We start from the raw sequence: 21,979 nt of genomic DNA, 5'->3' as shown, positions 1-21,979 counted from the left end.
TCGCTTCTCTGGACGGGTGCTGAAAAATCCTGACACGTTCCGCCGGACCGTCGCCGGCGTCGCCCTGCTCGCCTGGCCGGTCTTCCAGTTCCTCGCCTTCCTGACCTCGCCGCCCGGCGCCGAGCACGACCCCGACGTCTTCCGTACGCACGCGACGACCGTCCAGGTCAGCGCCCTGCTCTACGTCTGGGCGGCGCTCAGCCTCATCCCGGTCGTCCTGGCGCTGGCCCACCTCCTGCGCGAGCGCGCCCCCCGCGCGAGCGGGATCGGGACGGCGCTCGGCCTCATCGGCGCAGGTCACGGCCTGACGCTGTTCACCACCGACTTCTACGACCTCGCCCTCGCCCAGACCCTGCCCGCCGACCAGGCCGAGGCCGTCACCCGGCGGGCGAACGAGCTGTGGGGCTTCGTGTACGGGATGCTGCTGCCCGGATTCCTGCTGCACGCCGGCCTGATCACGCTGCTGGTGACCCTGGCCGCGGTCAGGCTGGCCCCCTGGTGGGTGCCGGTCGCCGCGCTGGCGGGCACGATCGTGCCGTTCGTGACCATGACGCAGGCCCCGGTCGTGCAGTCCACCGGCTCCCTGCTGCAGCTGGCCGCGTACGGCTGGATCGCGCTCAGGGTGCTGCGCATGCCGGACGCCGAGTGGCGCGGCCTGACCGTCACGAGTTCTGGCCGAGCGTGAGCCGTTTGTTGACCGCGCGGACCAGGTCCTCCGGCAGCTTGAGCACCTCCCGGTCGTAGGTGAGCAGGCCGTTCAGCTCGTCCTCGACGTCGGAGAGCTGGGTGTAGACGGTGGCGCTCAGGCCGCGCCGGATCGCCGGGACGATCTGCTCGGCGTGCAGCCGGGCGAACGCGGCGCCGAGGCGCTCGGGGGTGTCGTAGCGCCGGTAGCCGAAGTTGCGGTCGTTGAAGGTGTGGCCGTCGACGCGCAGGCCGTATCCGCCGTACTCCGACAGCACGAGCGCCCGCCGGTCGCGGCGGCGGCGCGGCGCGCGGAAGCGGCGGAAGTAGACGTGCAGGCTCCGCAGGTCGCCGGCGCCCTGGTCGTGCCAGCCGCTGGCGTGGTCGACGGTCCTGGTGGGGTCGAGCGCGGCCAGTTCCCCGGCCACGCGGGCCGCGTCGAACTGGCCCCACCCCTCGTTGAACGGCACCCAGACGGCGATGCTCACCACGTTGCGCAGGTGCTCGACCGTCTCGCGCAGCTCGGCCATGAACCGCTCCCGGTGCGGCCGGCCGAACCAGCGGTCGGGCAGGTGGAACGGGACGAACGCCGGAGCGGTGACGAGCAGCGGGTGGTAGCGGCCGCCGGCGTTGACCATGTCCTGCCAGACGAGCATGCCGAGCCGGTCGCAGTGGTAGTACCAGCGCAGCGGCTCGATCTTGATGTGCTTGCGCAGCATGGTGAAGCCGAGCCGCTTCATGGTGACGATGTCGTAGATCATGGCCTCGTCCGACGGCGGCGTGTACATGCCGTCGGACCAGTAGCCCTGGTCGAGCACCCCGGCGTGGAAGTAGGGGCGGCCGTTGAGCAGCAGGCGCGGCGTCCCGTCGGCGTCCGTCCCCACCCCGAACGAGCGCATGCCCACGTAGCTGCGCACCCGGTCGGCGCCCAGCTCCACGGTGACGTCGTACAGGAAGGGGTCCTCGGGGCTCCACGGCCGGACGTCCGGGATCGGGACGCGCACCGGCCGCCCGGCGGGTACGGTGGCGCGGGCGACGACGGACCCGGCGGCCAGGATCTCGACGTCCGCCTCGCCCTCGGCGGCGTGCACGGTCACCTCGACGCAGGACTCGGCCAGGTGCGGGGTGAGGGTGAGCCGCTCCACGTGCACGCCGGGCACCCGCTCGGCCCATACGGTCTGCCAGATGCCGGACTGCGGGGTGTACCAGATGCCGCCCCGCTCCAGCTTCTGCTTGCCGCGGGCGTGCGGGACGGTGTCGGTGTCGTCGCGTACCGCGACGGTCAGCACGTTCTCGCCGTCGCGCAGGGCGGCGGTGACGTCGCAGCTGAACGGGAGGTAGCCGCCGGTGTGCGTGCCCACCTCGACGCCGTTGAGCAGCACCCGGCAGGTCTGGTCCACCGCGCCGAAGTGCAGCAGCACCCGGCCGCCCGTGCCGAACCCGTCGGGGAGCACGAGGGCGCGGCGGTACCAGAGGGTCTGGCCGGGCATGAGCTGCCGGCCGACGCCGGACAGCTCGGCCTCGGGCGAGAACGGCACCACGATCTGCCCGTCGTAGGCCGCGGGCTCCGCGTCGTCGCCGGTGATCGCGTAGTCCCACCGGCCGTTGAGGTTGAGGTAGCTGTCGCGGACGAGCTGCGGCCGCGGATACTCGGTCAGGACGGCGTCGGGATCGAGCTCCCTGCCCCAGCGGGTGAGCATGCTCATGCGACCTCTCTCTTGCGCAGTGCCAGGACGGGAACGGCGATCAGCAGCAGCACCGCGGCGGCCGCCAGGAAGATCGCGGGCGTGGGCACCTGCCTGAGCACGCCCAGATCCTCGTAGTAGGCGTCCGCGCCGCGGATGACCAGCGCCCCCACGTACGGCCCGATCAGCATCGGGATCAGGATCGCGAACACCATCCGCAGCCCCTGCACGTGCCCCGCGTGCTCCGGCGGCGTGTGGTCGCGGACCAGCGCGCCGATCGTCGCGGCGACCAGCATGAACCCGGACATCATCACCAGACCGGCCGCGATAACCGGGACCAGGCCGCGCGCCGGCCACATCGCCAGCAGCCCTATGGCGTAGATCCCGAGGGCGGGCAGCAGGAAACGTTTCTTGCCGACGCGGTCGATCAGCCGGCCGCAGCCGACGGTGACCGCCGACGCGCCGGTCAGGACCACGCCGAGGACGACCGCGTACGCCTCGATCTGGAGGTAACGCTGCACGTAGATGATCAGGTAGGGCAGGAAGATCTGCGTGGACACGCCCCAGATCGCCCACGCCGCCAGCAGCAGGTAGAGGCCCGGGTTGGCGCGCATCGCGCTGGGGCGCAGGCCGTGGAAGATCGCGTCCAGCGCGCCGCCGCGCGCCCGGGGCAGGGCCGGGCGGTCCCGTACGAGGAACCACGCCACCACCCCGACCACGGCGATGACCGACCCGATCAGCAGGAAGAACTCCCGCCACTGCCCGGCCCGGGTGAGCGGGTCGAGCGCGCCGAAGACGGCCAGCATCGACACCAGCGGCATGATCGCGAGCACCGACTCCACCCGGCCGCGGACGGCCGGCCACGTCACGTCGGTCACCCACGCCTGGAAGGCGGCGTCGTTCGCGCCGGAGCCCAGGAACGACATGACGCAGTCCAGCACGATGACCGCGATCATGGCGATCAGCACGGCATTCGCGGCCGGCGCGAGGCTTCCCACGGTGTCCACGGTCACCAGCCCGAACGCCGCCGTGGCGAGGCCCCACAGGACGTAGCCGGCGGCGATGAAGGCCCGCCGCCGGCCCGTGCGGTCGGACAGCGCGCCCACCAGCAGCGTCGCGACCGTGGCGGTGAACGCGCTGGCGGCGACCATCGTGGCGATGGCGGTGGGGTCGTCGGTGATCGTGTCGTAGAGGAAGACGTTGAGATACATGTTCTCGACGGTCCAGGCGAGCTGGCCGACGAAGCCGAGCACGATCATGGCCGTCCAGCGGCGGGGGCCCAGCCGGGCGGTGACTGGTGTGATCACGGGCGACAGCGTACGGCCGCGTACGGGCCCGCCGATGCCGGGGGTCCGGTGTGGTGGCCGCCCGATCGGTGTCAGAGCTCGCGGGACACCTTCACGTCCTTTGCGCCGCCCACGCAGGTGTCGTCGCCCGCCCGGACGTCGAGCCGGTGCGTCACCACGGCGGGGCTCAGTGTGTCGTCCGCCTCGCGGGCCGGCGCCCGGCCTCAGGCCCGGGGCGCGTACATGATGACCAGGACGCCGACCAGGCAGACCAGCGCTCCGACGACGTCCCACCGGTCGGGACGGAACCCGTCCACGACCATGCCCCAGGCCAGCGACCCGGCCACGAACACCCCGCCGTACGCGGCCAGGATGCGGCCGAAGTTCGCGTCCGGCTGCAACGTGGCGACCAGCCCGTACAGGCCGAGCGCGACGAAACCGGCGCCGATCCACAGCAGGCCGCGCTGCTCGCGCACCCCCTGCCAGACGAGCCACGCGCCGCCGATCTCGGCGAGCGCGGCCAGGGCGAACAGGGCGAGGGAACGGACGATCGTCATGCCTGTAGTGAACCGCATCGCGGCGCCCGCCCTGACCTGGAACGGGACGGTTGGGCGCCGCCGCGATGGGCAGCCGGTCAGGCGGGAGACCGACGAGAGGAACCGCCGTCATGAGGGAAGAACAAGCCCGGCCGCTGGCCCTGGTGACCGGCGCGTCCAGCGGCATCGGGTACGAGCTGGCCAGGCAGTTCGCCGGGCACGGCTTCGACCTGATCGTCAACGCCGAGGACCCGGGCATCGCCGACGCGGCCCGCGAGCTGCGCGAGCTCGGCGCGTCCGTCGAGGCCGTCCAGGCCGACCTCGCCACCCACGACGGCGTCGAGCACCTCTACGAGCGGGTCACGGCCGGCGGGCGTCCCCTGGGTGCGGTCGCGATCAACGCGGGGATCGGCGCCGGTGGCCCGTTCGCCGAGACGGACCTGGCCGGCGACCTGGAGGTCGTGGATCTCAACGTCCGTTCCGCGGTGCACCTGGCCAAGCTCTGCCTGCGCGACATGGTGCCCCGGGGGGAGGGGCGGGTGCTGTTCACGTCGTCCATCGCCGCCACCCAGCCGGGGCCGTTCGAGGCCACGTACGCCGCGTCGAAGGCGTTCCTGCTGTCCTTCTCTGAGGCGCTGCGCAACGAGCTCAAGGACACCGGCGTGACGGTGACCGCGCTGATGCCGGGCCCGACGGAGACCGAGTTCTTCGAACGGGCGGGCATGGAGGACACCCGGGTCGGCTCCGGCAAGAAGGACGATCCCGCGCAGGTCGCCGAGCAGGGGTTCGAGGCGCTGATGAAGGGCGAGGCGTCCGTCGTCGCCGGGTCGTTCAAGAACAAGGCGATGGCCGGCGCGGCCAAGGTCATGCCCGAGAAGGCCAAGGCCGCGGCGCACCGGCGGATGGCCGAACCGGGCTCCGGCGACCACTGAGCAACCTTCTCGTACGTCCCTCTAGCGATGTTTGCAGTATGCAACTATTGTGAATTTGGGCAAACGCCCAAGGCGGTCGTACAAGAAAGGGGCGGAATGCCGGAGACGTCGCTCGAACGCGGCCGCGCCACCAGGGAACGCCTGCTGCGGGCGGCCGTGGCGCTCATCGGCGAAGTCGGCTGGAACGGCGTCACCACCCGCCTGGTCGCCGAACGGGCCGGCGTCGCGCCCGGCGTCGTCCACTACCACTTCGGCTCCGTCGCCGAGCTGCTGACCGCGGCCTCGCTCGGTTTCGTCCGCGAGCTGATCGGCCAGATCGGCGAGGAGCTGTCCCGCCGGCCCGATCCCGAGGCCGGCCTCGACTGGCTGATGGGCGCCGTGGCGGTCTACGCCGGCGACGATCCGGCCTCGCTGCTGGTGGCGGAGACGTACCTGGCCTCGACCCGCATCCCCGAGCTGCGCGACCGGCTCGCCGAACTCGTCCTCGGCTTCCGCCGCACCCTGGCCCACTGGCTGGCCGGGCACGGCGTCGAGGACCCCGACGCGGTCGCCGCCCTTCTCGCCGCCGCGATCGACGGACTGGTCCTGCACCACCGCCTCGATCCGGGACTGGACGTCGCCGCGCTGGCCGGGCCGGCACGGCGGCTGCTGCGAAAGGAGTGACCCATGAAGGCCCTCATCTGCGGAGCCGGCATCGCGGGCCTGGCGCTCGCCTGGCATCTGGAACGCGACGGCTGGGACGTCGAGCTCGTCGAGCGCGCGCCCGCCTTACGCACCGGCGGCTACATGATCGACTTCTACGGCGCGGGCTACGAGGTGACCGAGCGCATGGGCCTGGCCACCCGCCTGCGCGAGCTGCGCCACCCGGTGCGCGAGCTGGACTACCTCGACCGCGACGGCCGGCGCACCAGCCGGTTCGTCCTGCCGCCCGGCTTCTCCCGCGTGGTCAGCCTGCCGCGCGGCGACCTCGCCAGGACCCTCGCCGAGGACGTCGTCGCACCGGTCCGCTACGGCGTCACGATCGAGACGATCCGGCAGGACGCCCACCAGGCCGAGATCACGCTCACCGACGGCACTCACCGCATCGTGGACCTGCTCGTCGGGGCCGACGGCGTGCACTCCCGCGTCCGCGAGCTGGTCTTCGGCCCCGAGGAACGCTATCTGCGCCACCTCGGCCATCACGTCGCCGCCTGCGTCCTCACCGATCCGGAGCTGAGCGCGCAGGTCGGGCTGCGCTACCGGATGCTGACCGTCCCCGGCCTGATGGCCGGTGCGTACGCGCTGGCCGAGGACCGGCTCGCGCTGCTGTTCCTGCACCGCGAGCCCGATCCGGCGCTGCCGGCCGACCCCGCGGCGGCGCTGCGCCGGCACTACGGCGGGCTCGGCTGGATCCTGCCGGAGACACTGCCCCGGCTGCCCGCCGACCTCTACTACGACCAGGTCACCCAGGTGCAGATCGGCTCCTGGAGCCGCGGCAGGGTCGTGCTGCTGGGGGACTCCTGCCAGGCGGTCTCGCTGTTCGCCGGACACGGCGCGTCCCTGGCGGTCGCCGCCGCCTGGGTCCTGGCCGACGAACTGGCCGCCGGTGACCTGCCCGGCGCCCTGACCCGGTACGAGGAACGCATGCGGCCGACGATCGCCGAGGTGCAGGCGTTCGGCCGCCGCTTCGTCGAGTGGATGGCGCCCTCCAGCCGCCGCCGGATCGCCGCCCGCGACTGGCTGCTGCGCCTCGCCGCCCTGCCCGGCGTCAACCGCCTGTTCCTCAACTCACTCACGCCCGACGGCCACCACCTGCTCACCAGCAGAACCGACCAGCTCACCACCCGCAAACAGCGCCGCACAGCGTGACGCCACCCTAGCCTCGACAGCACCGCCCAATGGGGAACCGGCCCTCGCTCCAGCAGCGCCGCCTGATGGGGACGGCCCTCGCTCCGGCAGCGCCGCATGGCGTGCTGCGGCCTTAGCTCCGTCAGCGCCGTACGGTGTGACGCGGCCTTAGCTCCGGCAGCGCCGCATGGCGCGACCCGGCCCTCGCCTCGGCAGCGCCGCTTGATGGGGAACGGCCCTAGCTCCGGCCAGGTTAATCTCTCCAAGCCGGTTCCACTGGACCAGTTCCACCGGCCCTACCAGGCCGCGTCTGCCGGATACGCTCCACCGGCAGGCCCTACCAGGCCGCGTCTACCGGATACGCTCCACCGACGGGCCCCACCAGACCGCTTCTGCCGGACCGCGCCCTATCAAGACCGGTGTTATCCGGCGTCCTGACCCGAGCCGGTCCACGTCTCCGTGACGTGGCCGCTCGGCAGTGCGATGTCCAGCCGCCTGCACCACGATCCCACCGGCGTCCACTCCTCGGGCGGCGCGAAGTAAAGCCAAAGCCGACGGGCCGAACGGGGGACCGGCCCGCCCAGGTAGCGAGTCCTATGCGCAGCCGCCCTGCCGTCCGGATCGAATGCCGTTCGGAGAATCTCAGTGATCCTCTTGCCTGATTCGCTGGCATCTGCCATGCCGGAGCCTGGTCTTACGTCGCCTCCACAGGCGTTTAGTGTCTCCGGGGAACTGCCCGGCGACGTGGAACTAGGCCGCTTTCTGTTCGAGGTTCATCGCCTCGAGCAGGTTGCGGGCGGCGTTGACGTCACGGTCGTGTTCGAGGCCGCACCCGCACGTCCACACCCGGTCGGCAAGGGTCAGCTCCCGGTTGATGGTTCCGCATCCGCCGCAGAGTCTCGAGGACGGGAACCAGCGGTCGGCCGCCCACACGCTCGAGCCGTACCACTGCGCCTTGTACTCGAGCTGGCGGAAGAACTCGCCGAACCGGAGGTCCGAGATGGCGCGGGCCATCCGCCGGTTGGCGACCATGCCGGTCACGTTCAGGGTCTCGATGGCGATGGCCCGCTTGGATCTCGCGAGCATCGTCGTCGTCTTGTGCAGGAAGTCGGCCCGCCGGTTGGCCACCTCGAGATGGACTCGGGCGAGCCGCTTGACGGCCTTGGCCCGGTTGCTCGAGCCGGACTTCTTCCTCGAGACCGCCTTGCCCGCCTTGCGCAGCTTCCGCAGTGTGGCCTTGAGTGGCTTGGGGGCGTGCAGTTCGGTGACGGTGCCGTCGTCGTCCACGATGGTGGCGAATGTCTTCACCCCGACGTCGATCCCGCACGCCGGAGCGTCGCTCGAGACCGCACGCCGCTCATTGATGTCGGTCCGATCGATCTCGAGTTGGAACGACACCCACCAGCGGCCTGCCTGCTCGCGCACCGTGGAAGCGATGACTCGAGCACGCCCGTCCTTGATTCGGTCAGTCAGCCACGACATGTCCTCGAGTGTGCGCACCTTGCCGACGCCGGGCAGGGCGACCACTCGAGCAGACAGGGGCCGGGCGCGGTCGGCGTCGTAGCGGAACCTCGAGCCGTGCTTGCGTTTGCGCCAGTCCGGGAAGCCGACCTTGCGGCCCTTCCTTTTCCCGGACCTGGAGTCGAAGAAGTTCTTGAACCCGACCGCCCGGACCCGGCATGCCTCTTTCGGCACTCTCGAGGACAAGCCCTCTTCGGTGAACCATGGGTAGCGGTCGCGGTGCTCGAGGCGCCACATCCGCTCGAGTGCGGGGGCCGACCACGGGATCGGAGTCAGGTCCTTCTCGGGGATGTCGTAGGTCTTCTCCGCCTCTCGCTGCTCGAGCGCGGCCTTCACCTTCTCGAGGCAGAAGTTCTCCACCACCCGCGACAGGCCCGCGTGCTGCCCGAGACGGGCGCGCTGCTCCAGCGTCGGGGTCAGTTCGACTCGGTAGCCCTGGCGGTCGCTCACGCGACCTCCCGGGCGGCGCGCAAAGCGGCCTTGGCGCGGCGGGAAGCCGAGCGCCGCCCGTACAGGCGGGCGCAGAACGAGGTGAGGACTTCGGTCATGTCCCGCACCAGATCGTCTTCCACCTCGGCGTCGTCGATCACGACAATGCGCCGCCCGCTCGCCTCGAGCGCGGCCGACAGATGCTCCAGGCCAAACCGGGCCAGGCGGTCGCGGTGCTCGACCACGATCACCGAAACGGACGCGTCGCGCAGCAGTCGGGCCAGTTTCGGCCGCCTGCCGTTCAGCCCGGACCCGACCTCGGTGACCACGTCCGAGACGGTCAGCCCCATCCCGGTCGCGGCGGTGACGACACGCCCCGCCTGCCGCTCGAGGTCCGCCTTCTGGTCGGCGCTCGAGACTCGGCAGTACGCCACGGCCCGCCCGTCCCTGTCGGCGGGCTGCTCGAGCACCAGGTATCGGCCGGTCGCGGTCTTGACGACCGGGACCGGCATCGTCCCGTCCCGAGCCCACTTCCAGGCGGTCTGGTAATGGACGCCGTTCCGCTTGGCCCATTCGGAGAGCTTCACACGCTGATCATCGCAGACAAAGACTGAGGAAAACTGATGATTTCGCTATCAGCCGACCGCCCCACTGTTGTGCTCGCTGTAAGGGGTGCCAAGGTCATCCTCAGCGGACACCGTCCAATACCAGAAGAACTGTCCCTTGGCATCCAACTCATGTTGCCGCAGCCCGGGAACGAACTCGTAGTGCAACACAGCACCGGCGTCCGCCATCTCCAGCCCGCGGGCGACCACGTGGTGGCCTTCCAGCAGTTCCCCGAGATCGATGTCGAAGACGATGTCCAGACGCCTTGCCTCGCCCATCCTGGCGAAGTAGGCGTCCGTGGCGGTACGCGGCGGAATCCTGAACACGCCCCCAGCATCCGACATGATCGAGCTGTCGGCCACTCGATATTCGCCCCATACGCCCAGGCATGATCTCGCCGAGCGCAGGCGTGATCTCGACGAGCGACGACGACTCCCCGCCCCTTCCCTCACCGCACCCGCAGCCCATCGCCGGATCCCTCGTCGGATCGAACCGGGCATTTACCCCGCGCTTCCATCGGGCGCCGCTGTCGAGGCCGATTTTGACGGGCGCTTGGCCCCGTCGTGCGTGCCATCGCACGGACACTGAAGGAAGGGATGAAAGCGTCGATAAGGACACGAGGTGGCGCGGGCGCTGTCCGCACCGCGCGAGGCCATGAGCACATTGGGCACGCCCGTATCAGGCGGCTCCCGAACCCGAGCCGCAGAGGAACGACCGCCGTGTCCCGTCACCGCGACCCCTGCCATACCGCTGCCAGCAGTACGGACGCCGCCCGCCGCCCGCCCCTCCCCATCAACGGCCACGCGGCGCACCCACCAGGTACATCGCGAAACACCCGGTTCATCGGGCTCCCCACCGAAAGGACCGTCGTACTGGGAAGCAGCCAACGCGCCAACCACCAGCCGCCCGCCCTCAGACTTCGCCGTACTCCCCGCCCACCCACGATGCTCGCCGGAACGAACCGACTCGCTTGGAGGTGCCCATGTCGACCCAATGGGATCTCGCTCACCGGTTGAACCAGGCCGTCAACGCGCACGACGTGTCCAGCGTGCTCGCCTGCTACAGCGAGGACGCCGTCTTCGTCTCGCCGGCGGGCGTCGCGCAGGGACACGACGAGATCGGCTGGGTCTACCAGCAGAACTTCAGAGCGTTCCCGGACTTTCACATGGCGGCGTGGTTTGAGCTGGACGTCTGTGACAACCCGGTCTGCACCGAATGGACCTACACCGGCACCCACACCGGCCTGCTCCTGATGCCGGGCGGGCGTGAGATAGCGGGTACGGGCCGCCGCATCGCCATCAGAGCGAGCTGCGCCGCCCACATCTCCGACGGCAAGATCGACTCACACCGTGAGTACTTCGACCAACTCGAGCTCTACAGCCAGCTCGGCTTCGGACTGGTGGAGCTGGACCAAATCGATGTGCGATGACCATCTGACAGGAATACTCGGCAGCTGCGGGCTGGAGGGGGGACGGTACGGACTGGACGACAGGACGGGCGGGACTGGATGGTTGGGCGGAACCGGCGGTCCGAGGGACCTGATGGTCCGAGGAACCTGGTGGTCGGGCGGGACCGGGTGGTCCTTGGGATCTGGTGGTCGGGCGGGACCCGTGGTCGCGGCGGGGCGCTGAGTGGCGGGGGCGATCGGGGACCGGGCTATCTCACCTCCTTGCGAGACGTACGGACGACTCCGGCCAGCAGTGGGAACACGATCCACAGGGCGGCTGAGGCGGCGAGCCGCAGGAAGTCGACGTCGGCCCAGTCGCCGGCCGCGAGGGGAGCGGTGGTCCTGTTGGGGTCGAGCCATTCGGCGAGCGTCTGGCCCGTGGTGCCGAGCAGGGCGACGGCGTTCCACACGGCGGTGCCGGCCAGGCAGACGACGATGGCGGCCGGTGCGTTGAGCAGGAGCGCGCCTAAGGCGGTGCCCATCATGACGAAGAGCACGTTCGTCGCGGTCCAGCCCGCCATCGTGGCGAAGGTGAGGTTCCAGTGGGCGGGAGTGTGCTGCGCGGCGCTCGTCAACGCGGTCGCGGGAACCGCGACGAGCAGCGCGAACAGGCTGGCCACGGCAGCCGTCAGCGCCGGCGGGAGCGCTTTGGCGGCCGTCACCCGCCATCGCCGGGGCTCCAGCACGAACGTGGTCAGCGCCGTGCGATGGCTCCATTCGCTCGTCACCGCGAGGACGCCGAGCACCGGCAGGAGGGTGGCGTAGCCGATGCCGGCCGTCCACACCAGCCGCTGCAGGTCGGGGCCGCTGTAGAGGCCCCGACCGACGATCGCCGCGACGGTGAGGCAGAGCAGGCACGCGGTCAGGATCTTGGCGCTGCGGGTGTCGAAGAGCTTGCGGAGCTCGACGGCCAGCAGACGGTGGAAGGGGATCGTCACTTCGGGCTCCGGTCGGTGGACGTGGTCAGTTCGAGGAAGGTCTGCTCCAGGCTGCGGCCCTGGTTGAGCTCGGTCACGGTGCCCTGGACGAGCACCCGGCCGCCGCCGATGACCACGATGTGGTCGGCGACCTGTTCCACCTCGTGCAGCAGGTGGGAGCTGAGCAGCACGGCACAGCCGGCGTCGGCCAGGTCGCGTAGCAGCTCGCGCAACCACCGGATGCCCTGGGGGTCGAGGCCGTTGGCCGGCTCGTCGAGTATGAGCGCGCGCGGCCTGCCGAGCAGCGCGTGCGCGAGGCCGAGCCGCTGCCGCATGCCGAGGGAGTAGGAGCCGACGGTCCGCCGCGCCTCCTTGGCCGACAGGCCGACCAGCGAGAGCACCTCGGCGACCCGCGATCTGGGCAGCTCTAATGCGATGGCGCCGAGGGTCAGTGTCTCGCGGCCGGTGCGGCCCGGATGGAACGCGCCGGCGTCGAGCAGCGTGCCGACCTGGCAGGCGGGACGCTCCAGCTCACGATAGGGACGCCCGAGCACGGTGGCCGACCCCGAGGTGGCGCGGGCGAGCCCCACCAGGATGCGCAGCGCGGTGGACTTGCCCGCGCCGTTGGGGCCCACGAACCCGGTGACGCTGCCGGGCCCGACCGTGAAGGACACGTCGTCGAGCGCCCGCACGTCCTGGTAGGTCTTGCTGACACTGTTGAACTCGATCACGGGCTCAAGTTCATCGTGAGCGGGCCGGTTCGCTCATCGGATCCAGGTCGATCGTCGTATAGACCCAGGGTGGTAAGACGATCGACCCAGGTAGCTAGAGCAGGGCCGGAGAATTCCTAGGCTTGGACGCGTGCACGACCGCCCGGACTATCAGCCGCCCCTCGACGGATGGGGCGTCGCGCTGCGCTACCTCGCCGCGCTGGCGCCGATCCTCTTCTACGGCACGGTTTGGGTCTGGGTCGTCCTGCACCATCCGGAGCGGCTGTCGCGCGCCCTGGTCGACGCCGGCCTGAGCCTGGCGGGGCTGGTCCTCATGCGGTGGAGGCGCCGGTGGCCGTGGCAGGTCGCCGCCGTGACCGCGTTGATCACCGCGCTGTCCAGCATGGCGACCGGCCCCGCTCAGGTGGCCTACGTGTCGCTGTGCACGCACCGCCGCTGGCGGCAGATCATCCCGATCGGGGTGCTGTTGTGGGCCAGCATGGGCCTGTACGCCGTCTCGAACGGCATCACCCAGCAAGGCGTGATCAGCCTCGCCACCGGCACGGCGATCCTCGCCGGGCTGACGGTCTTCGGCCTCTACCTCCGTTCCCTGCGCGACGCCGACCTGGCCGCCGAGCGGGCGGAGCGGCAGCGCATCGAGCAGGCCAAGCTGACCGAACGCGCGAAGATCGCCCAGGAGATGCACGACGCCCTGGCCCATCGCATGTCGCTGCTGGCGATGCTCGCCGGGGGCCTGGCCTTCCGCACCGACCTCGGCCAGGAGGAGATGCGGCAGACCGCGCACGCCATTCAGCACAACGCCCACCAGTCGCTCAACGAGCTCCGCACCGTGCTCGGCACCCTCCGCTCCGACGGCGTCACCGCCGCCCCGCAGCCGACCCTGGCCGATCTGGAGGAGCTCTTCCACGAAGTGCGGGCCGCCGGCCAGAAGGTCGCCGTGACCGACACCGTCGAGCAGCGCGACCTGCTTCCGACGCAGACCGGCCGCAACGCCTACCGGGCCGTCCAGGAGGCGCTGACCAACGCCCGCAAACACGCGCCGGGCAGCAGCGTCACGGTCGAGCTCGACGGACGTCCGGGCGACGGGTTACGCATCCGCGTGAGCAACCCGGCGCCCTACGGGGTCTCCGGCGGGCCCGGCGGCAGGCTGGGTCTGGTCGGCCTGGGCGAACGGGTACGGCTGGCGGGCGGCACGATCACGCACGCTCAGCAGAATGGGCGCTTTGTCCTTGATGTTCGGTTGCCGTGGGAGGTTTGACCTGTGATCCGGGTGGTGATCGTCGACGACGACCCGATGGTGCGTACGGGCCTGCGCCTCATCCTGGGCGGCGGATCCGGCGTGGAGATCGTCGGAGAGGCGGGCGACGGCCGTGAGGCGCTGGGCGTGATCCGCGACCTGCGGCCCGCTGTCGTGCTGATGGACATCCGCATGCCCGGCCAGGACGGCCTGGTCACCACCGAGGCGCTGCTGTCCTGGCCCGAGCCGCCGCGCATCCTCGTGCTGACCGCCTTCGACGCCGACGACATGGTGCTGCGGGCGCTGCGCCTCGGGGCCGCCGGGTTCCTGCTCAAGCACACGCCGCCGGCCCGGATGGTCGAGGCGGTCCGCGCCGTGGCCGCGGGCGAGCCGGTGCTGTCGCCGAGCGTCACCCATCAGGTGATCGCCGCCGCCACCGGCGGTCACGAGCCGGGCCGCGAGGAGGCGCGGCAGGAGCTGGCCAGACTGACCGAACGGGAGCGGGAGGTCGCCATCGAGGTGGCCCGAGGCCGCTCCAACACCGAGATCGCGGAGCGCCTCTACATGAGCACCGCCACGGTCAAGGCCAACGTCACCCGCATCTTCGCCAAGCTCGGCACCGACAATCGGGTGCAGGTTGCCATGAAGGTGCGTGATGCCGGGTTCGTGTGATCCACCCTTCGTCGCGCCCGGCTCGGCCCGGAAGATCTGGATGATCATGTCATGGACGCCTGTCCCTGACCTCTCCGGTGGGGAAGTCCTCGGTGCCCAGCACGCGCAGCAGCTCAAGCCGTTCGCGGGCCTCGTCGTCCACCGGGGTGAACACCAGCAGTTGCTGCCCCTGGTCGGGGGTGACCAGGGTGGTGCAGTCCATCACCAGCCGGCCCACCCGCTGATGCACCATGCTCTTGCGGTCGGTACGCCGGACCGCCACCTCGTGCTCCGGCCAGAGCCGGCGGAAGTCGGCGCTCGCGGCCAGCAGGCGTTCGACCAGCCGGGTGACCACGGGGTCGCCGGAGCGGCGGCCGGCGACCGCGCGCAGGTCCGCCACGAGCTGGCGGGCGTGATGCTCCTGCTCCTCGGGCGGGTGGATGGCGCGTACGGCGTCCTCGGTGAACCAGCGGTAGACGAGGTAACGGCGGTCCCCGGTGAGGCCGGTGTGGTCGCCCATCAGCAGGACGGCCATCCGGTTCTGCGCGAGGAACTCGCCGAGGTCGGACAGCACCACGGCCGGGGTGTCGCCCAGCAGGTCGAGCATGCGGATCAGCCCGGCGCGGGCCAGGCCGGCGAGGCCGTCGGCGGGCGGCGGCCGGTGCCCGGCCAGGTGGAACAGATGGTCGCGTTCGTCATCCGAGAGCCGCAACGCCCGGGCCAGCGCGCCGAGCAACTGGACCGACGGCTGGCTGCTGCGGCCCTGCTCCAGGCGTACGACGTAGTCCACCGACATGCCGGCCAGCATCGCGACCTCCTCCCGGCGCAGGCCGGCGGCGCGGCGGCGGGGGCCGTCCGCGAGGCCGACCTCGGTCGGGCGGATCGCCTCCCGGCGGCGGCGCAGGAAGTCGGCGAGCTGCTCACGTTCCATGACGTCATCCTGCCTCGCCGCCGTCGGGCCGAGCCAGGGAGGGGCGCTCCCATGATGAACGCTCCGCTTCCGCCCGTCCCGGACCCGGCACAGGGTGGGGAGGGACGGAAACAACGTGACAACAAGGAGAAACGTGATGCGGACCCGAACCCTGGGAAGCACCGGACCGGCCGTCTCCACGCTGGGCCTCGGCGCGATGGGCATGTCGGGCGCGTACGGCGAGGCCGACCGCGCGGAGAGCATCGCCACCGTGCACGCCGCGCTGGAAGCCGGCGTCACCTTGATCGACACCGGCGACTTCTACGGCGCGGGCCACAACGAGCTGCTGCTCGCCGAGGCGCTGCGTGGCCGGGCTCGCGACACGTACGCGCTGAGCGTGAAGTTCGGCATGCTGCTGCGGCCGGGTGGCGGGTTCGGCGGGAACGACGGCCGTCCCGAGGCGGTGAAGAACTTCCTGACGCACTCGCTGACCAGGCTCGACACCGATTACGTCGACATCTACCGCCCGGCCCGGCTGGACCCGGCGGTGCCGATCGAGGAGACGGTGGGCGCGATCAAGGAGCTGGTGGACGCCGGATACGTCCGGCACATCGGGCTCTCGGAGGTCGACGCGGCCACGATCCGCCGGGCGCATGCCGTGCACCCCATCGCCGACCTGCAGATCGAGTACTCGGTGATCTCCCGCGCGGTCGAGGCGGACGTCCTGCCCACGTTGCGGGAGCTCGGGATCGGGCTGACCGCGTACGGGGTCCTCGGGCGCGGCCTCATCTCCGGGCACTGGACCGCCGACCGCACCGCCGGGCCCGGCGACAGCCGCGCCTTCGGCCCCCGGTTCGCCAGCGGGAACGTGGAGCACAATCTCGCCCTCGTGGCCGAGCTGCGCCGGGTCGCCGAGGCCAAGGGCTGCACCGTTGCGCAGCTCGTCATCGCCTGGGTGGCCGCGCAGGGCGAGGACATCGTGCCGCTGATCGGCGCCCGTACCCGCGAGCGGCTGGCCGAGGCGCTGCCCGCCGCCGAGCTCCAGCTCACCGCCGACGACCTCGCCGTGATCGAGAAGGCGGTGCCGCCGGGCGCGGCGCGCGGCGACCGGTACCCGGCGGCGTTCATGGCCGGACTCGGCGTGGGCAACTGAGCCCCCGGCCGGCGGCTCAGGGCGTGATCGGCGGGCGGCGCTTGTGCTCGGTACGCCGGTAACGGTCGATCAGCAGGGCGAGGGCGGCGTCGTCGACCGGCTCGCCCTCCAGGAAGTCGTCGATGGTGTCGTAGGAGACGCCGAGCACCTCCTCGTCGGCCACGCCGGGGTTCAGCGTCTCCAGGTCGGCGGTCGGGACCTTGCACACCAGGGCGGCCGGCGCGCCCAGCGCCTCGCCGACGGCCCGCACCCGGCGCTTGCTGAGGCCGGCGAGCGGGACCACGTCGGCGGCGCCGTCACCATATTTCGTGTAGAAGCCGGAAATCGCCTCGGCGGCCTGGTCGGTGCCCACCACCAGGCCGTCGTGCGCGTTGGCCACCGTGTACTGGACGATCATGCGCTGGCGGGCCTTGACGTTGCCGAGCACGAAGTCCTGGTGCCGTTCGTCACGGAAGACCAGGCCGGCGGACAGCACCCCCTCCAGCGAGGCGTCGCTCGCGGGTTTCACGTCCACCGTCATGACCCGGTCGGGCCGGATGAACTCCAGCGCGAGCCGGGCGTCCCGCTCGTCGGCCTGCACGCCGTACGGCAGCCGCATCGCGATGAACGTCGCCTCCCGCCCGGCCTCGCGGACCCGTTCGGCCGCGAGCTGGCACAGCCGGCCCGCGACGGTGGAGTCGACGCCGCCGCTGATGCCGAGCACCAGCGCGCGCCGGTCGGAGGCGGTGAGCTGCGCGGCGAGGAAGGCCACCCGGCGCTCGACCTCCGCCGCGGCCTCGAAGGACGCGCTCACCTGGAGCTCCTTGGCGATCTCCTGCTGCTGGGACGTGGGCGCGGGGGCGGTCAAGTCTGCTCCTCAGTCGGTCGTCGGGGGTTCGCGCCGCGTCCGGGGAAATGGACGCGGACACCGTACTGTTCCCGGCCGAGCGCAAGATGAACGGGCTCACCAGATGTCGACGGCCTTCGGCGCGAGGCCGAGGGCGGCGAGCGCGGCCGTCCCGCGTCCGGCGTGCTCACCGCCGGCGAGCAGCAGGGTCCGCGCGGACTGGTAGGGGCAGCGGGCCGCGTCGAACGCGTCCGCCGTGGCGAGCAGCGCGTCACGGTCGCCGTCGAGTACGGCCGCGGCCCGCGCCACGAGGGCCTCGGCGACCGGGTTTCCGGCCACGGCGGCGCGCGCCTCGGTCACGTGGCGGGGGGCGTCGGGGTCGCCGGCGAGCACGACGGCCTCGGTGAGGGCGACGTACCAGTGGTGCCAGATCCAGCTCACCCACTTCCAGACCTCGCTCGCCTCCGGGGCCATCCGCTCCAGGGCCTCCCGCGCCTGCCCGCGGTGCAGCAGCAGCACGCCGTCGAAGACCGCCGCGTAGCCGTGGGCGCGCTCCGCCGAGACGTCGAGCCGGTCCAGGATCTCCCGCCAGTCGCGCTGGGCGTCGTGGTCGTCGCGCAGGCCGTGGACCATCGCCACGGCGGCCACCGCCGGCCCGAGGTGGGCCCGCGCGGGGCTGCCCGCCCGCCGCCAGGCGTCGAGCAGCCGTACGCTGCCGGCCAGCACCTCCTCGACGTTGCCCGCCAGCGCGTCCACCATCAGCGGCGCCCGGTGGCCGACCTCCGCCAGCGACGGGTGCCCGTCGAGCTGCCGGGCCCACCGGCAGGCGTCCGGTACGTCCCCCGCGCCCAGCGCGGCCTCGGTGACCATGCCGAGCGCGTCGATCAGTTCGTGGGTGACGGCCGGCGAGGGCGGCAGGGACGACAGGAGCGTGACCCGCCGCCGGGATCTGGCGGCGGCGGCGAAGGTGTCGCCCGCCCAGATGTGCGCGCAGGTGAGCGCGTCGAGCGCGGCGGACTCGGCGAGCGGGTCACCGGTCCGGGCGGCCAGCTCGACCGCCCGTTCGGCGCACGCGATCGTCTCGGGCACCGCGACGTTGTCGGCGGGGCCCTGCACGGCCCCGAACGCGTCGGTGACCACAGCCGCCTCGGCCAACGCCAACGCGGCCAACGCGGCGGGGCCGCCATCGGCCAAAGCGGCCACGTCGCCATCGGCCGGCGTGGCCAGGTCGTCAGCGGCCTGTGCGGCTTGCGTGGCCGGGTCGCTACCGGCCTGCGTGGCCGGGCCGTCTCCGGCCTGCGCGGCCTGCGCGGTCTGTGCGATCGGTGTGGCCTGTGCGGCCTGTGCCGTTTGCATGGCATGCGCAGTTTGCGTGGCCTGCGTGACTGGGGCGCTACCGGCCTGCGCGGTATGCGTGGCCGGGATGCTGGCCTGCGTGGCCGGGGTGCTACCGGCCTGCGCGGCTGGGGAGTTGGCGGCGGTCTTGCGTGCGTCGGCGATCAAGGCCAGGGCCTCCTCGCGGGACGGCACCCGGACGAACGTGGCCCAGTACCGGAACGCCATCGTCGCGGCGGTCGCCAGGTCCACGGCGGCCCCGGCCGCATCGCCGGCCTCGCGGGCGGCCGTCGCGGCGGCGAGGCGCAGGCGGTACATGTCGTCGCCCGCCGCCCGGCAGCCGGCCACGGCGGCGGCCTGCCGGAGCATGGCGGCGCTCTCGGCGGGGCCGGCCGCGAGTGCCGCCGCCTGTTCGAAGCGGCGCTGGGACTCGCCGGTCAGGTTGCGGGTGAAGGCCAGCTCCGCCAGCCGGCGGGCGAGCCCGAAGGCGTCCGCGCGCCGCTCCGGCTGCTCGGCCGCCCAGGCCAGGGCCGCGCGCAGGTCGTCGGCGACCTGGTCGAACCCGGCCCGCCAGTCCGGCCGGGCCGCCTCCAGTCCGGCGGCCCGCGCCAGACACCAGCGCAGGTGCCGGGAGCGGACCTCGTCCGGCTCGCCGGCCTCGGCGAGCCGCTCGGCGGCGTACTGGCGGATGGTCTCCAGCGCGCGGTACTCCGTGCCGCCCGGCGCCGCCGCCACCACGAGCAGGCTCTGCTCGGCGAGCCGGGCCAGCCCGTCGGCGACCAGGCCCTCCTCGACCCCGGCCACCTCCGCTGCCGCGGCGGCGGTGAACGGCGCCGCGAACACCGACACCCGGCGCAGCAGCATCCGGTCGGCCGGTTCCAGCAGGGCGTGGCTCCAGTCCAGGGCCGCCCGTACCGACCGGTGCCGCTCGTCGGCGCGGGAGCCGCCGGTGAGCATCCGCAACGGGTGGGACAGGGCCGCGGTGATGCCGTCCAGCCCGAGCGTGGGGCAGCGGGCCGCGGCCAGCTCGATCGCCAGCGCCATCCCGTCCAGCCGCGCGCAGACGGCGGCGATCTGGCCGCGCAGGGCGGCGTCCAGAGGCCGGCCGACCGCCGCCGCCCGCTCCATGAACAGCGCGACCGCGTCCGAGTCGCCGTCGGCGGCCAGCGACAGCGGCGGGACGGGATACACCCGCTCGAACGGCACCATCAGCCGCGCCCGGCTGGTCGCCAGCACCGTCAGGCGCGGACACGTGGCCAGCAGCCGTTCGAGGAACGGCGCCACCCCGTCCAGCACGTGCTCGCAGTTGTCCAGGACGACCAGCGCGTCCCGGTCGGCCAGCGCGGCGGCCACGGACTCGGCCAGGTCGCTGCCGGGCTGCTCGCCGAGGCCGAGCGCGCCGGCCACGGCGGCGGCGATCATGCCGGGATCGGTGACCGGCACCAGGTCGGCGAACCACACGCCGTCGGGGTAGGCGCCGGCGGCCTCCGCCGCCACCGCCAGCGCCAGCCGGGTCTTGCCCACCCCGCCGGGGCCGACCGCGGTCACCTGCCGGTGCTCCTTGAGCAGCGCCGCCAGCTCGGCCCGCTCGCGGGCGCGGCCGATGAACGAGGTCAGCGGGGCCGGCAGGACCGCCGCCGAACGGTCCGGTACGGGGGCGCGGCGGGCGAGGGCCCGGCGGTCCGGCACCTCCAGCTTGCGCAGCAGCGAGGAGACGTGGCTCTCCACGGTCCGGATCGAGATGCACAACCGGGCCGCGATCTCGGCGTTGCTGAGGTGGTCGCCGACGAGCTCCAGCACCTCGGCTTCCCGAGGGGAGATCTCGGCAGCTGCCGCTTGCGTCACCACTGTCCTAGTTCCCGTATCCGGTACGTACCGGGAATCCGTGGTCACCACGGATGTGGCGCGGGCGGTCCGGCGGCCAAGCTGTGACCACGCAGAACGCGACCCACGACCATGAGGAGCGACCATGACCGGCACTTCCGGCATCAGGACCGTGCTGCACCCGGTGTCCGACCTGGCGAAGGCCAAGGCGGTGTACGCGGCCCTGCTCGGCGTGCAACCGCAGGCCGACTCGCCCTACTACGTCGGCTTCGAGGCCGAGGGCCAGCACATCGGGCTCGTGCCGGGCGGCGGGCCGCAGGCCATGACGACGCCGGTGGCGTACTGGCACGTCCAGGACCTCGACGCCAAGCTGGCCGAGCTCACCGCCGCCGGGGCCGTGGTGCGGGAGGCCGCGCACGAGGTCGGCGGCGGCCGCCGGGTGGCCACCGTCACCGACCCCGACGGCAACGTTCTCGGCCTCCTCCAGGACCAGTAAGCCCGCACCAGAAGGAGAACCGTCATGACCGCTTTCACCACCGTCACCCTCGAAGTTCCCGACCCGGCAGCCGCGAGCGCCTTCTACGAAGCCTTCGGCCTGAGCCCGTACGTGCGCCTCAGGGCCGCGCAGTCGCCGACGGACGGCTTCCGCGGGTTCGCGCTGTCCCTGGTCGTCGCCCAGCCGGGCGACGTGGTCGCCTTCGTCGCCGCCGCCCTGGACGCCGGCGCGACGACGCTCAAGCCGGCGGAGAAGAGCTTCTGGGGCTACGGCGCCGTCGTCCGGGCCCCGGACGGCGCCATCTGCAAGATCGCGAGCTCGGCCAAGAAGGACACCGCCCCCGTCGCCCGCCGGATCGGCCAGGTCGCGCTGCTGCTGGGCGTGGCCGACGTCAAGGCGAGCAAGCGCTTCTACACCGGGCGCGGCCTGGCCGTGGCCAAGAGCTTCGGCGGCAAGTACGTCGAGTTCGCCACCCCGTCGTCGGCCGTCACGCTGGCGCTCTACCCGCGCCGCGCGCTCGCCAAGGACGCCGGTGTCCCGCAGGAGGGCAGCGGCTCGCACCGCCTGGTGATCGGCGGCGATGCCGGGCCCTTCACCGACCCGGACGGCTTCGTGTGGGAGCCGGCGTCCGCCTGACGGCCGCCCGCGGGATTCAGCCGCCCACCAGGCGGGTCGTGGATTTCCGCGGGCCGATTTTCCCTTGTTCCGCGGGCCATACCGGCCCGTACAATCAGGGCTGATTCGGGGGGAAAGTCGTCAGCCTTTTCGGGGGAAGTGAAAGTCATTGGGGCGGCCAGAGCGTGAACTCGACCCGGAAAACAATCCGCTGCACCGGTTCGCCGCCGAGCTTCGGCGATTAAGGGACGAGGCCGGTAAGCCGAGTTATCGGGAGCTGGCCAGACGCGCGTGTTTCTCGGTAACAGCGCTTTCCGAAGCGGCCGGCGGG

At 72.1% G+C, this 21,979-nt stretch carries 21 protein-coding genes; 10 read left to right on the top strand and 11 right to left on the bottom strand.

Annotation, left to right across the window (positions count from 1 at the left end):
* Positions 1-16 precede the first annotated feature (16 nt).
* Complete coding sequence (locus SMD20_RS13105) at positions 17-685, top strand: hypothetical protein (protein WP_329579777.1); 669 nt, start codon at positions 17-19, stop codon at positions 683-685.
* Here SMD20_RS13105 and SMD20_RS13100 read toward each other — a convergent pair.
* The 3 genes from SMD20_RS13100 to SMD20_RS13090 all read right to left on the bottom strand — a co-directional run bounded on the left by SMD20_RS13100 (position 663) and on the right by SMD20_RS13090 (position 4,212).
* On the bottom strand, positions 663-2,390 hold the full coding sequence (locus tag SMD20_RS13100; protein WP_329579772.1) for a glycoside hydrolase family 2 protein: 1,728 nt from the start codon (positions 2,388-2,390) through the stop codon (positions 663-665). The two genes, SMD20_RS13105 and SMD20_RS13100, sit on opposite strands and share 23 nt — an antisense overlap.
* Positions 2,387-3,676: an MFS transporter gene (locus tag SMD20_RS13095; protein WP_329579769.1), complete on the bottom strand. Its 1,290-nt coding sequence runs from the start codon at positions 3,674-3,676 to the stop codon at positions 2,387-2,389. The genes SMD20_RS13100 and SMD20_RS13095 overlap by 4 nt, the downstream gene beginning before the upstream one ends.
* Positions 3,677-3,879: 203 nt before the next feature.
* The gene (locus SMD20_RS13090) at positions 3,880-4,212 is read right to left on the bottom strand and encodes a YnfA family protein (RefSeq protein ID WP_329579766.1); all 333 of its coding nucleotides are present in this window, start codon (positions 4,210-4,212) and stop codon (positions 3,880-3,882) included.
* A gap of 110 nt (positions 4,213-4,322) precedes the next feature.
* On the opposite strand from SMD20_RS13090, the gene SMD20_RS13085 reads away from it, so the two are divergent.
* From SMD20_RS13085 to SMD20_RS13075, 3 genes are all read left to right on the top strand, one after another.
* A complete protein-coding gene (locus SMD20_RS13085; protein WP_329579763.1) occupies positions 4,323-5,123 on the top strand; it encodes an SDR family NAD(P)-dependent oxidoreductase in 801 nt (266 codons plus the stop codon).
* A gap of 96 nt (positions 5,124-5,219) precedes the next feature.
* Positions 5,220-5,786 (top strand): TetR/AcrR family transcriptional regulator, encoded by a 567-nt coding sequence (locus SMD20_RS13080; protein WP_329579761.1) that lies wholly within the window; start codon positions 5,220-5,222, stop codon positions 5,784-5,786.
* A 3-nt stretch (positions 5,787-5,789) separates the two neighbouring features.
* Positions 5,790-6,971, top strand: a complete 1,182-nt coding sequence (locus SMD20_RS13075) for an FAD-dependent oxidoreductase (RefSeq protein WP_329579758.1) — start codon at positions 5,790-5,792, stop codon at positions 6,969-6,971.
* Between the two features lie 729 nt (positions 6,972-7,700).
* On the opposite strand, the gene SMD20_RS13070 is transcribed toward SMD20_RS13075, so the two are convergent.
* Genes SMD20_RS13070 through SMD20_RS13060 form a run of 3 tightly spaced genes read right to left on the bottom strand, consistent with a single transcriptional unit; the run spans position 7,701 to position 9,832 of the window.
* Complete coding sequence (locus SMD20_RS13070) at positions 7,701-8,921, bottom strand: RNA-guided endonuclease InsQ/TnpB family protein (RefSeq protein WP_329579756.1); 1,221 nt, start codon at positions 8,919-8,921, stop codon at positions 7,701-7,703.
* Positions 8,918-9,487, bottom strand: coding sequence for an IS607 family transposase (locus SMD20_RS13065; protein WP_329579754.1), 570 nt, complete (start codon positions 9,485-9,487; stop codon positions 8,918-8,920). Before SMD20_RS13065 ends, SMD20_RS13070 begins: the two co-directional genes overlap by 4 nt.
* A 48-nt stretch (positions 9,488-9,535) precedes the next feature.
* A complete protein-coding gene (locus tag SMD20_RS13060; RefSeq protein ID WP_329579751.1) occupies positions 9,536-9,832 on the bottom strand; it encodes a hypothetical protein in 297 nt (98 codons plus the stop codon).
* A 656-nt stretch (positions 9,833-10,488) separates the two neighbouring features.
* Here SMD20_RS13060 and SMD20_RS13055 point away from each other — a divergent pair.
* Positions 10,489-10,935: an ester cyclase gene (locus tag SMD20_RS13055; RefSeq protein ID WP_329579748.1), complete on the top strand. Its 447-nt coding sequence runs from the start codon at positions 10,489-10,491 to the stop codon at positions 10,933-10,935.
* Between the two features lie 227 nt (positions 10,936-11,162).
* Here the strand turns inward: SMD20_RS13055 and SMD20_RS13050 are convergent, their stop codons facing one another.
* Both SMD20_RS13050 and SMD20_RS13045 read right to left on the bottom strand, forming a co-directional pair.
* Positions 11,163-11,891: an ABC transporter permease gene (locus SMD20_RS13050; protein ID WP_329579746.1), complete on the bottom strand. Its 729-nt coding sequence runs from the start codon at positions 11,889-11,891 to the stop codon at positions 11,163-11,165.
* Complete coding sequence (locus SMD20_RS13045) at positions 11,888-12,601, bottom strand: ABC transporter ATP-binding protein (RefSeq protein ID WP_329579743.1); 714 nt, start codon at positions 12,599-12,601, stop codon at positions 11,888-11,890. Before SMD20_RS13045 ends, SMD20_RS13050 begins: the two co-directional genes overlap by 4 nt.
* 130 nt (positions 12,602-12,731) lie before the next feature.
* On the opposite strand from SMD20_RS13045, the gene SMD20_RS13040 reads away from it, so the two are divergent.
* Together SMD20_RS13040 and SMD20_RS13035 are read left to right on the top strand one after the other, a co-directional pair.
* Positions 12,732-13,859, top strand: coding sequence for a sensor histidine kinase (locus SMD20_RS13040; RefSeq protein ID WP_329579740.1), 1,128 nt, complete (start codon positions 12,732-12,734; stop codon positions 13,857-13,859).
* 3 nt (positions 13,860-13,862) lie between these two features.
* Positions 13,863-14,510, top strand: a complete 648-nt coding sequence (locus tag SMD20_RS13035; RefSeq protein WP_329579738.1) for a response regulator transcription factor — start codon at positions 13,863-13,865, stop codon at positions 14,508-14,510.
* A gap of 49 nt (positions 14,511-14,559) precedes the next feature.
* Here the strand turns inward: SMD20_RS13035 and SMD20_RS13030 are convergent, their stop codons facing one another.
* Entirely contained in the window at positions 14,560-15,420 is an 861-nt protein-coding gene (locus SMD20_RS13030; RefSeq protein ID WP_329579737.1) for a helix-turn-helix transcriptional regulator, read from the bottom strand.
* A 136-nt stretch (positions 15,421-15,556) separates the two neighbouring features.
* Here SMD20_RS13030 and SMD20_RS13025 point away from each other — a divergent pair, with 136 nt between their 5' ends.
* Entirely contained in the window at positions 15,557-16,552 is a 996-nt protein-coding gene (locus tag SMD20_RS13025) for an aldo/keto reductase (RefSeq protein ID WP_329579736.1), read from the top strand.
* Positions 16,553-16,568: 16 nt separating this feature from the next.
* On the opposite strand, the gene nadE is transcribed toward SMD20_RS13025, so the two are convergent.
* Positions 16,569-17,399, bottom strand: coding sequence for an ammonia-dependent NAD(+) synthetase (gene nadE, locus SMD20_RS13020; RefSeq protein ID WP_329579735.1), 831 nt, complete (start codon positions 17,397-17,399; stop codon positions 16,569-16,571).
* 96 nt (positions 17,400-17,495) lie between these two features.
* Positions 17,496-20,558, bottom strand: a complete 3,063-nt coding sequence (locus SMD20_RS13015) for an ATP-binding protein (RefSeq protein WP_329579733.1) — start codon at positions 20,556-20,558, stop codon at positions 17,496-17,498.
* A 124-nt stretch (positions 20,559-20,682) separates the two neighbouring features.
* Between SMD20_RS13015 and SMD20_RS13010 the strand changes: the two genes are divergently transcribed.
* Together SMD20_RS13010 and SMD20_RS13005 are read left to right on the top strand one after the other, a co-directional pair.
* Positions 20,683-21,033, top strand: coding sequence for a VOC family protein (locus SMD20_RS13010; protein ID WP_329579731.1), 351 nt, complete (start codon positions 20,683-20,685; stop codon positions 21,031-21,033).
* 24 nt (positions 21,034-21,057) lie between these two features.
* The gene (locus tag SMD20_RS13005; RefSeq protein WP_329579728.1) at positions 21,058-21,669 is read left to right on the top strand and encodes a glyoxalase; all 612 of its coding nucleotides are present in this window, start codon (positions 21,058-21,060) and stop codon (positions 21,667-21,669) included.
* Positions 21,670-21,979 lie beyond the last annotated feature (310 nt).

It is taken from the genome of Nonomuraea sp. LP-02 (assembly GCF_036289125.1).
Classification (GTDB): Bacteria; Actinomycetota; Actinomycetes; order Streptosporangiales; family Streptosporangiaceae; genus Nonomuraea; species Nonomuraea bangladeshensis.
The sequence above is the reverse complement of the archived record's forward strand: the minus strand, read 5'-3'. Positions and strand labels throughout refer to the sequence as shown.

Excerpts from the sequence above, each read along its gene's own strand:
- SMD20_RS13085 (WP_329579763.1), top strand. The coding sequence starts at position 4,323 with ATGAGGGAAGAACAAGCCCGGCCGCTGGCCCTGGTGACCGGCGCGTCC.
- SMD20_RS13100 (WP_329579772.1), bottom strand. The coding sequence starts at position 2,390 with ATGAGCATGCTCACCCGCTGGGGCAGGGAGCTCGATCCCGACGCCGTC.
- SMD20_RS13080 (WP_329579761.1), top strand. The coding sequence starts at position 5,220 with ATGCCGGAGACGTCGCTCGAACGCGGCCGCGCCACCAGGGAACGCCTG.
- SMD20_RS13055 (WP_329579748.1), top strand. The coding sequence starts at position 10,489 with ATGTCGACCCAATGGGATCTCGCTCACCGGTTGAACCAGGCCGTCAAC.
- SMD20_RS13005 (WP_329579728.1), top strand. The coding sequence starts at position 21,058 with ATGACCGCTTTCACCACCGTCACCCTCGAAGTTCCCGACCCGGCAGCC.
- SMD20_RS13030 (WP_329579737.1), bottom strand. The coding sequence starts at position 15,420 with ATGGAACGTGAGCAGCTCGCCGACTTCCTGCGCCGCCGCCGGGAGGCG.
- SMD20_RS13025 (WP_329579736.1), top strand. The coding sequence starts at position 15,557 with ATGCGGACCCGAACCCTGGGAAGCACCGGACCGGCCGTCTCCACGCTG.
- SMD20_RS13075 (WP_329579758.1), top strand. The coding sequence starts at position 5,790 with ATGAAGGCCCTCATCTGCGGAGCCGGCATCGCGGGCCTGGCGCTCGCC.
- SMD20_RS13090 (WP_329579766.1), bottom strand. The coding sequence starts at position 4,212 with ATGACGATCGTCCGTTCCCTCGCCCTGTTCGCCCTGGCCGCGCTCGCC.
- SMD20_RS13010 (WP_329579731.1), top strand. The coding sequence starts at position 20,683 with ATGACCGGCACTTCCGGCATCAGGACCGTGCTGCACCCGGTGTCCGAC.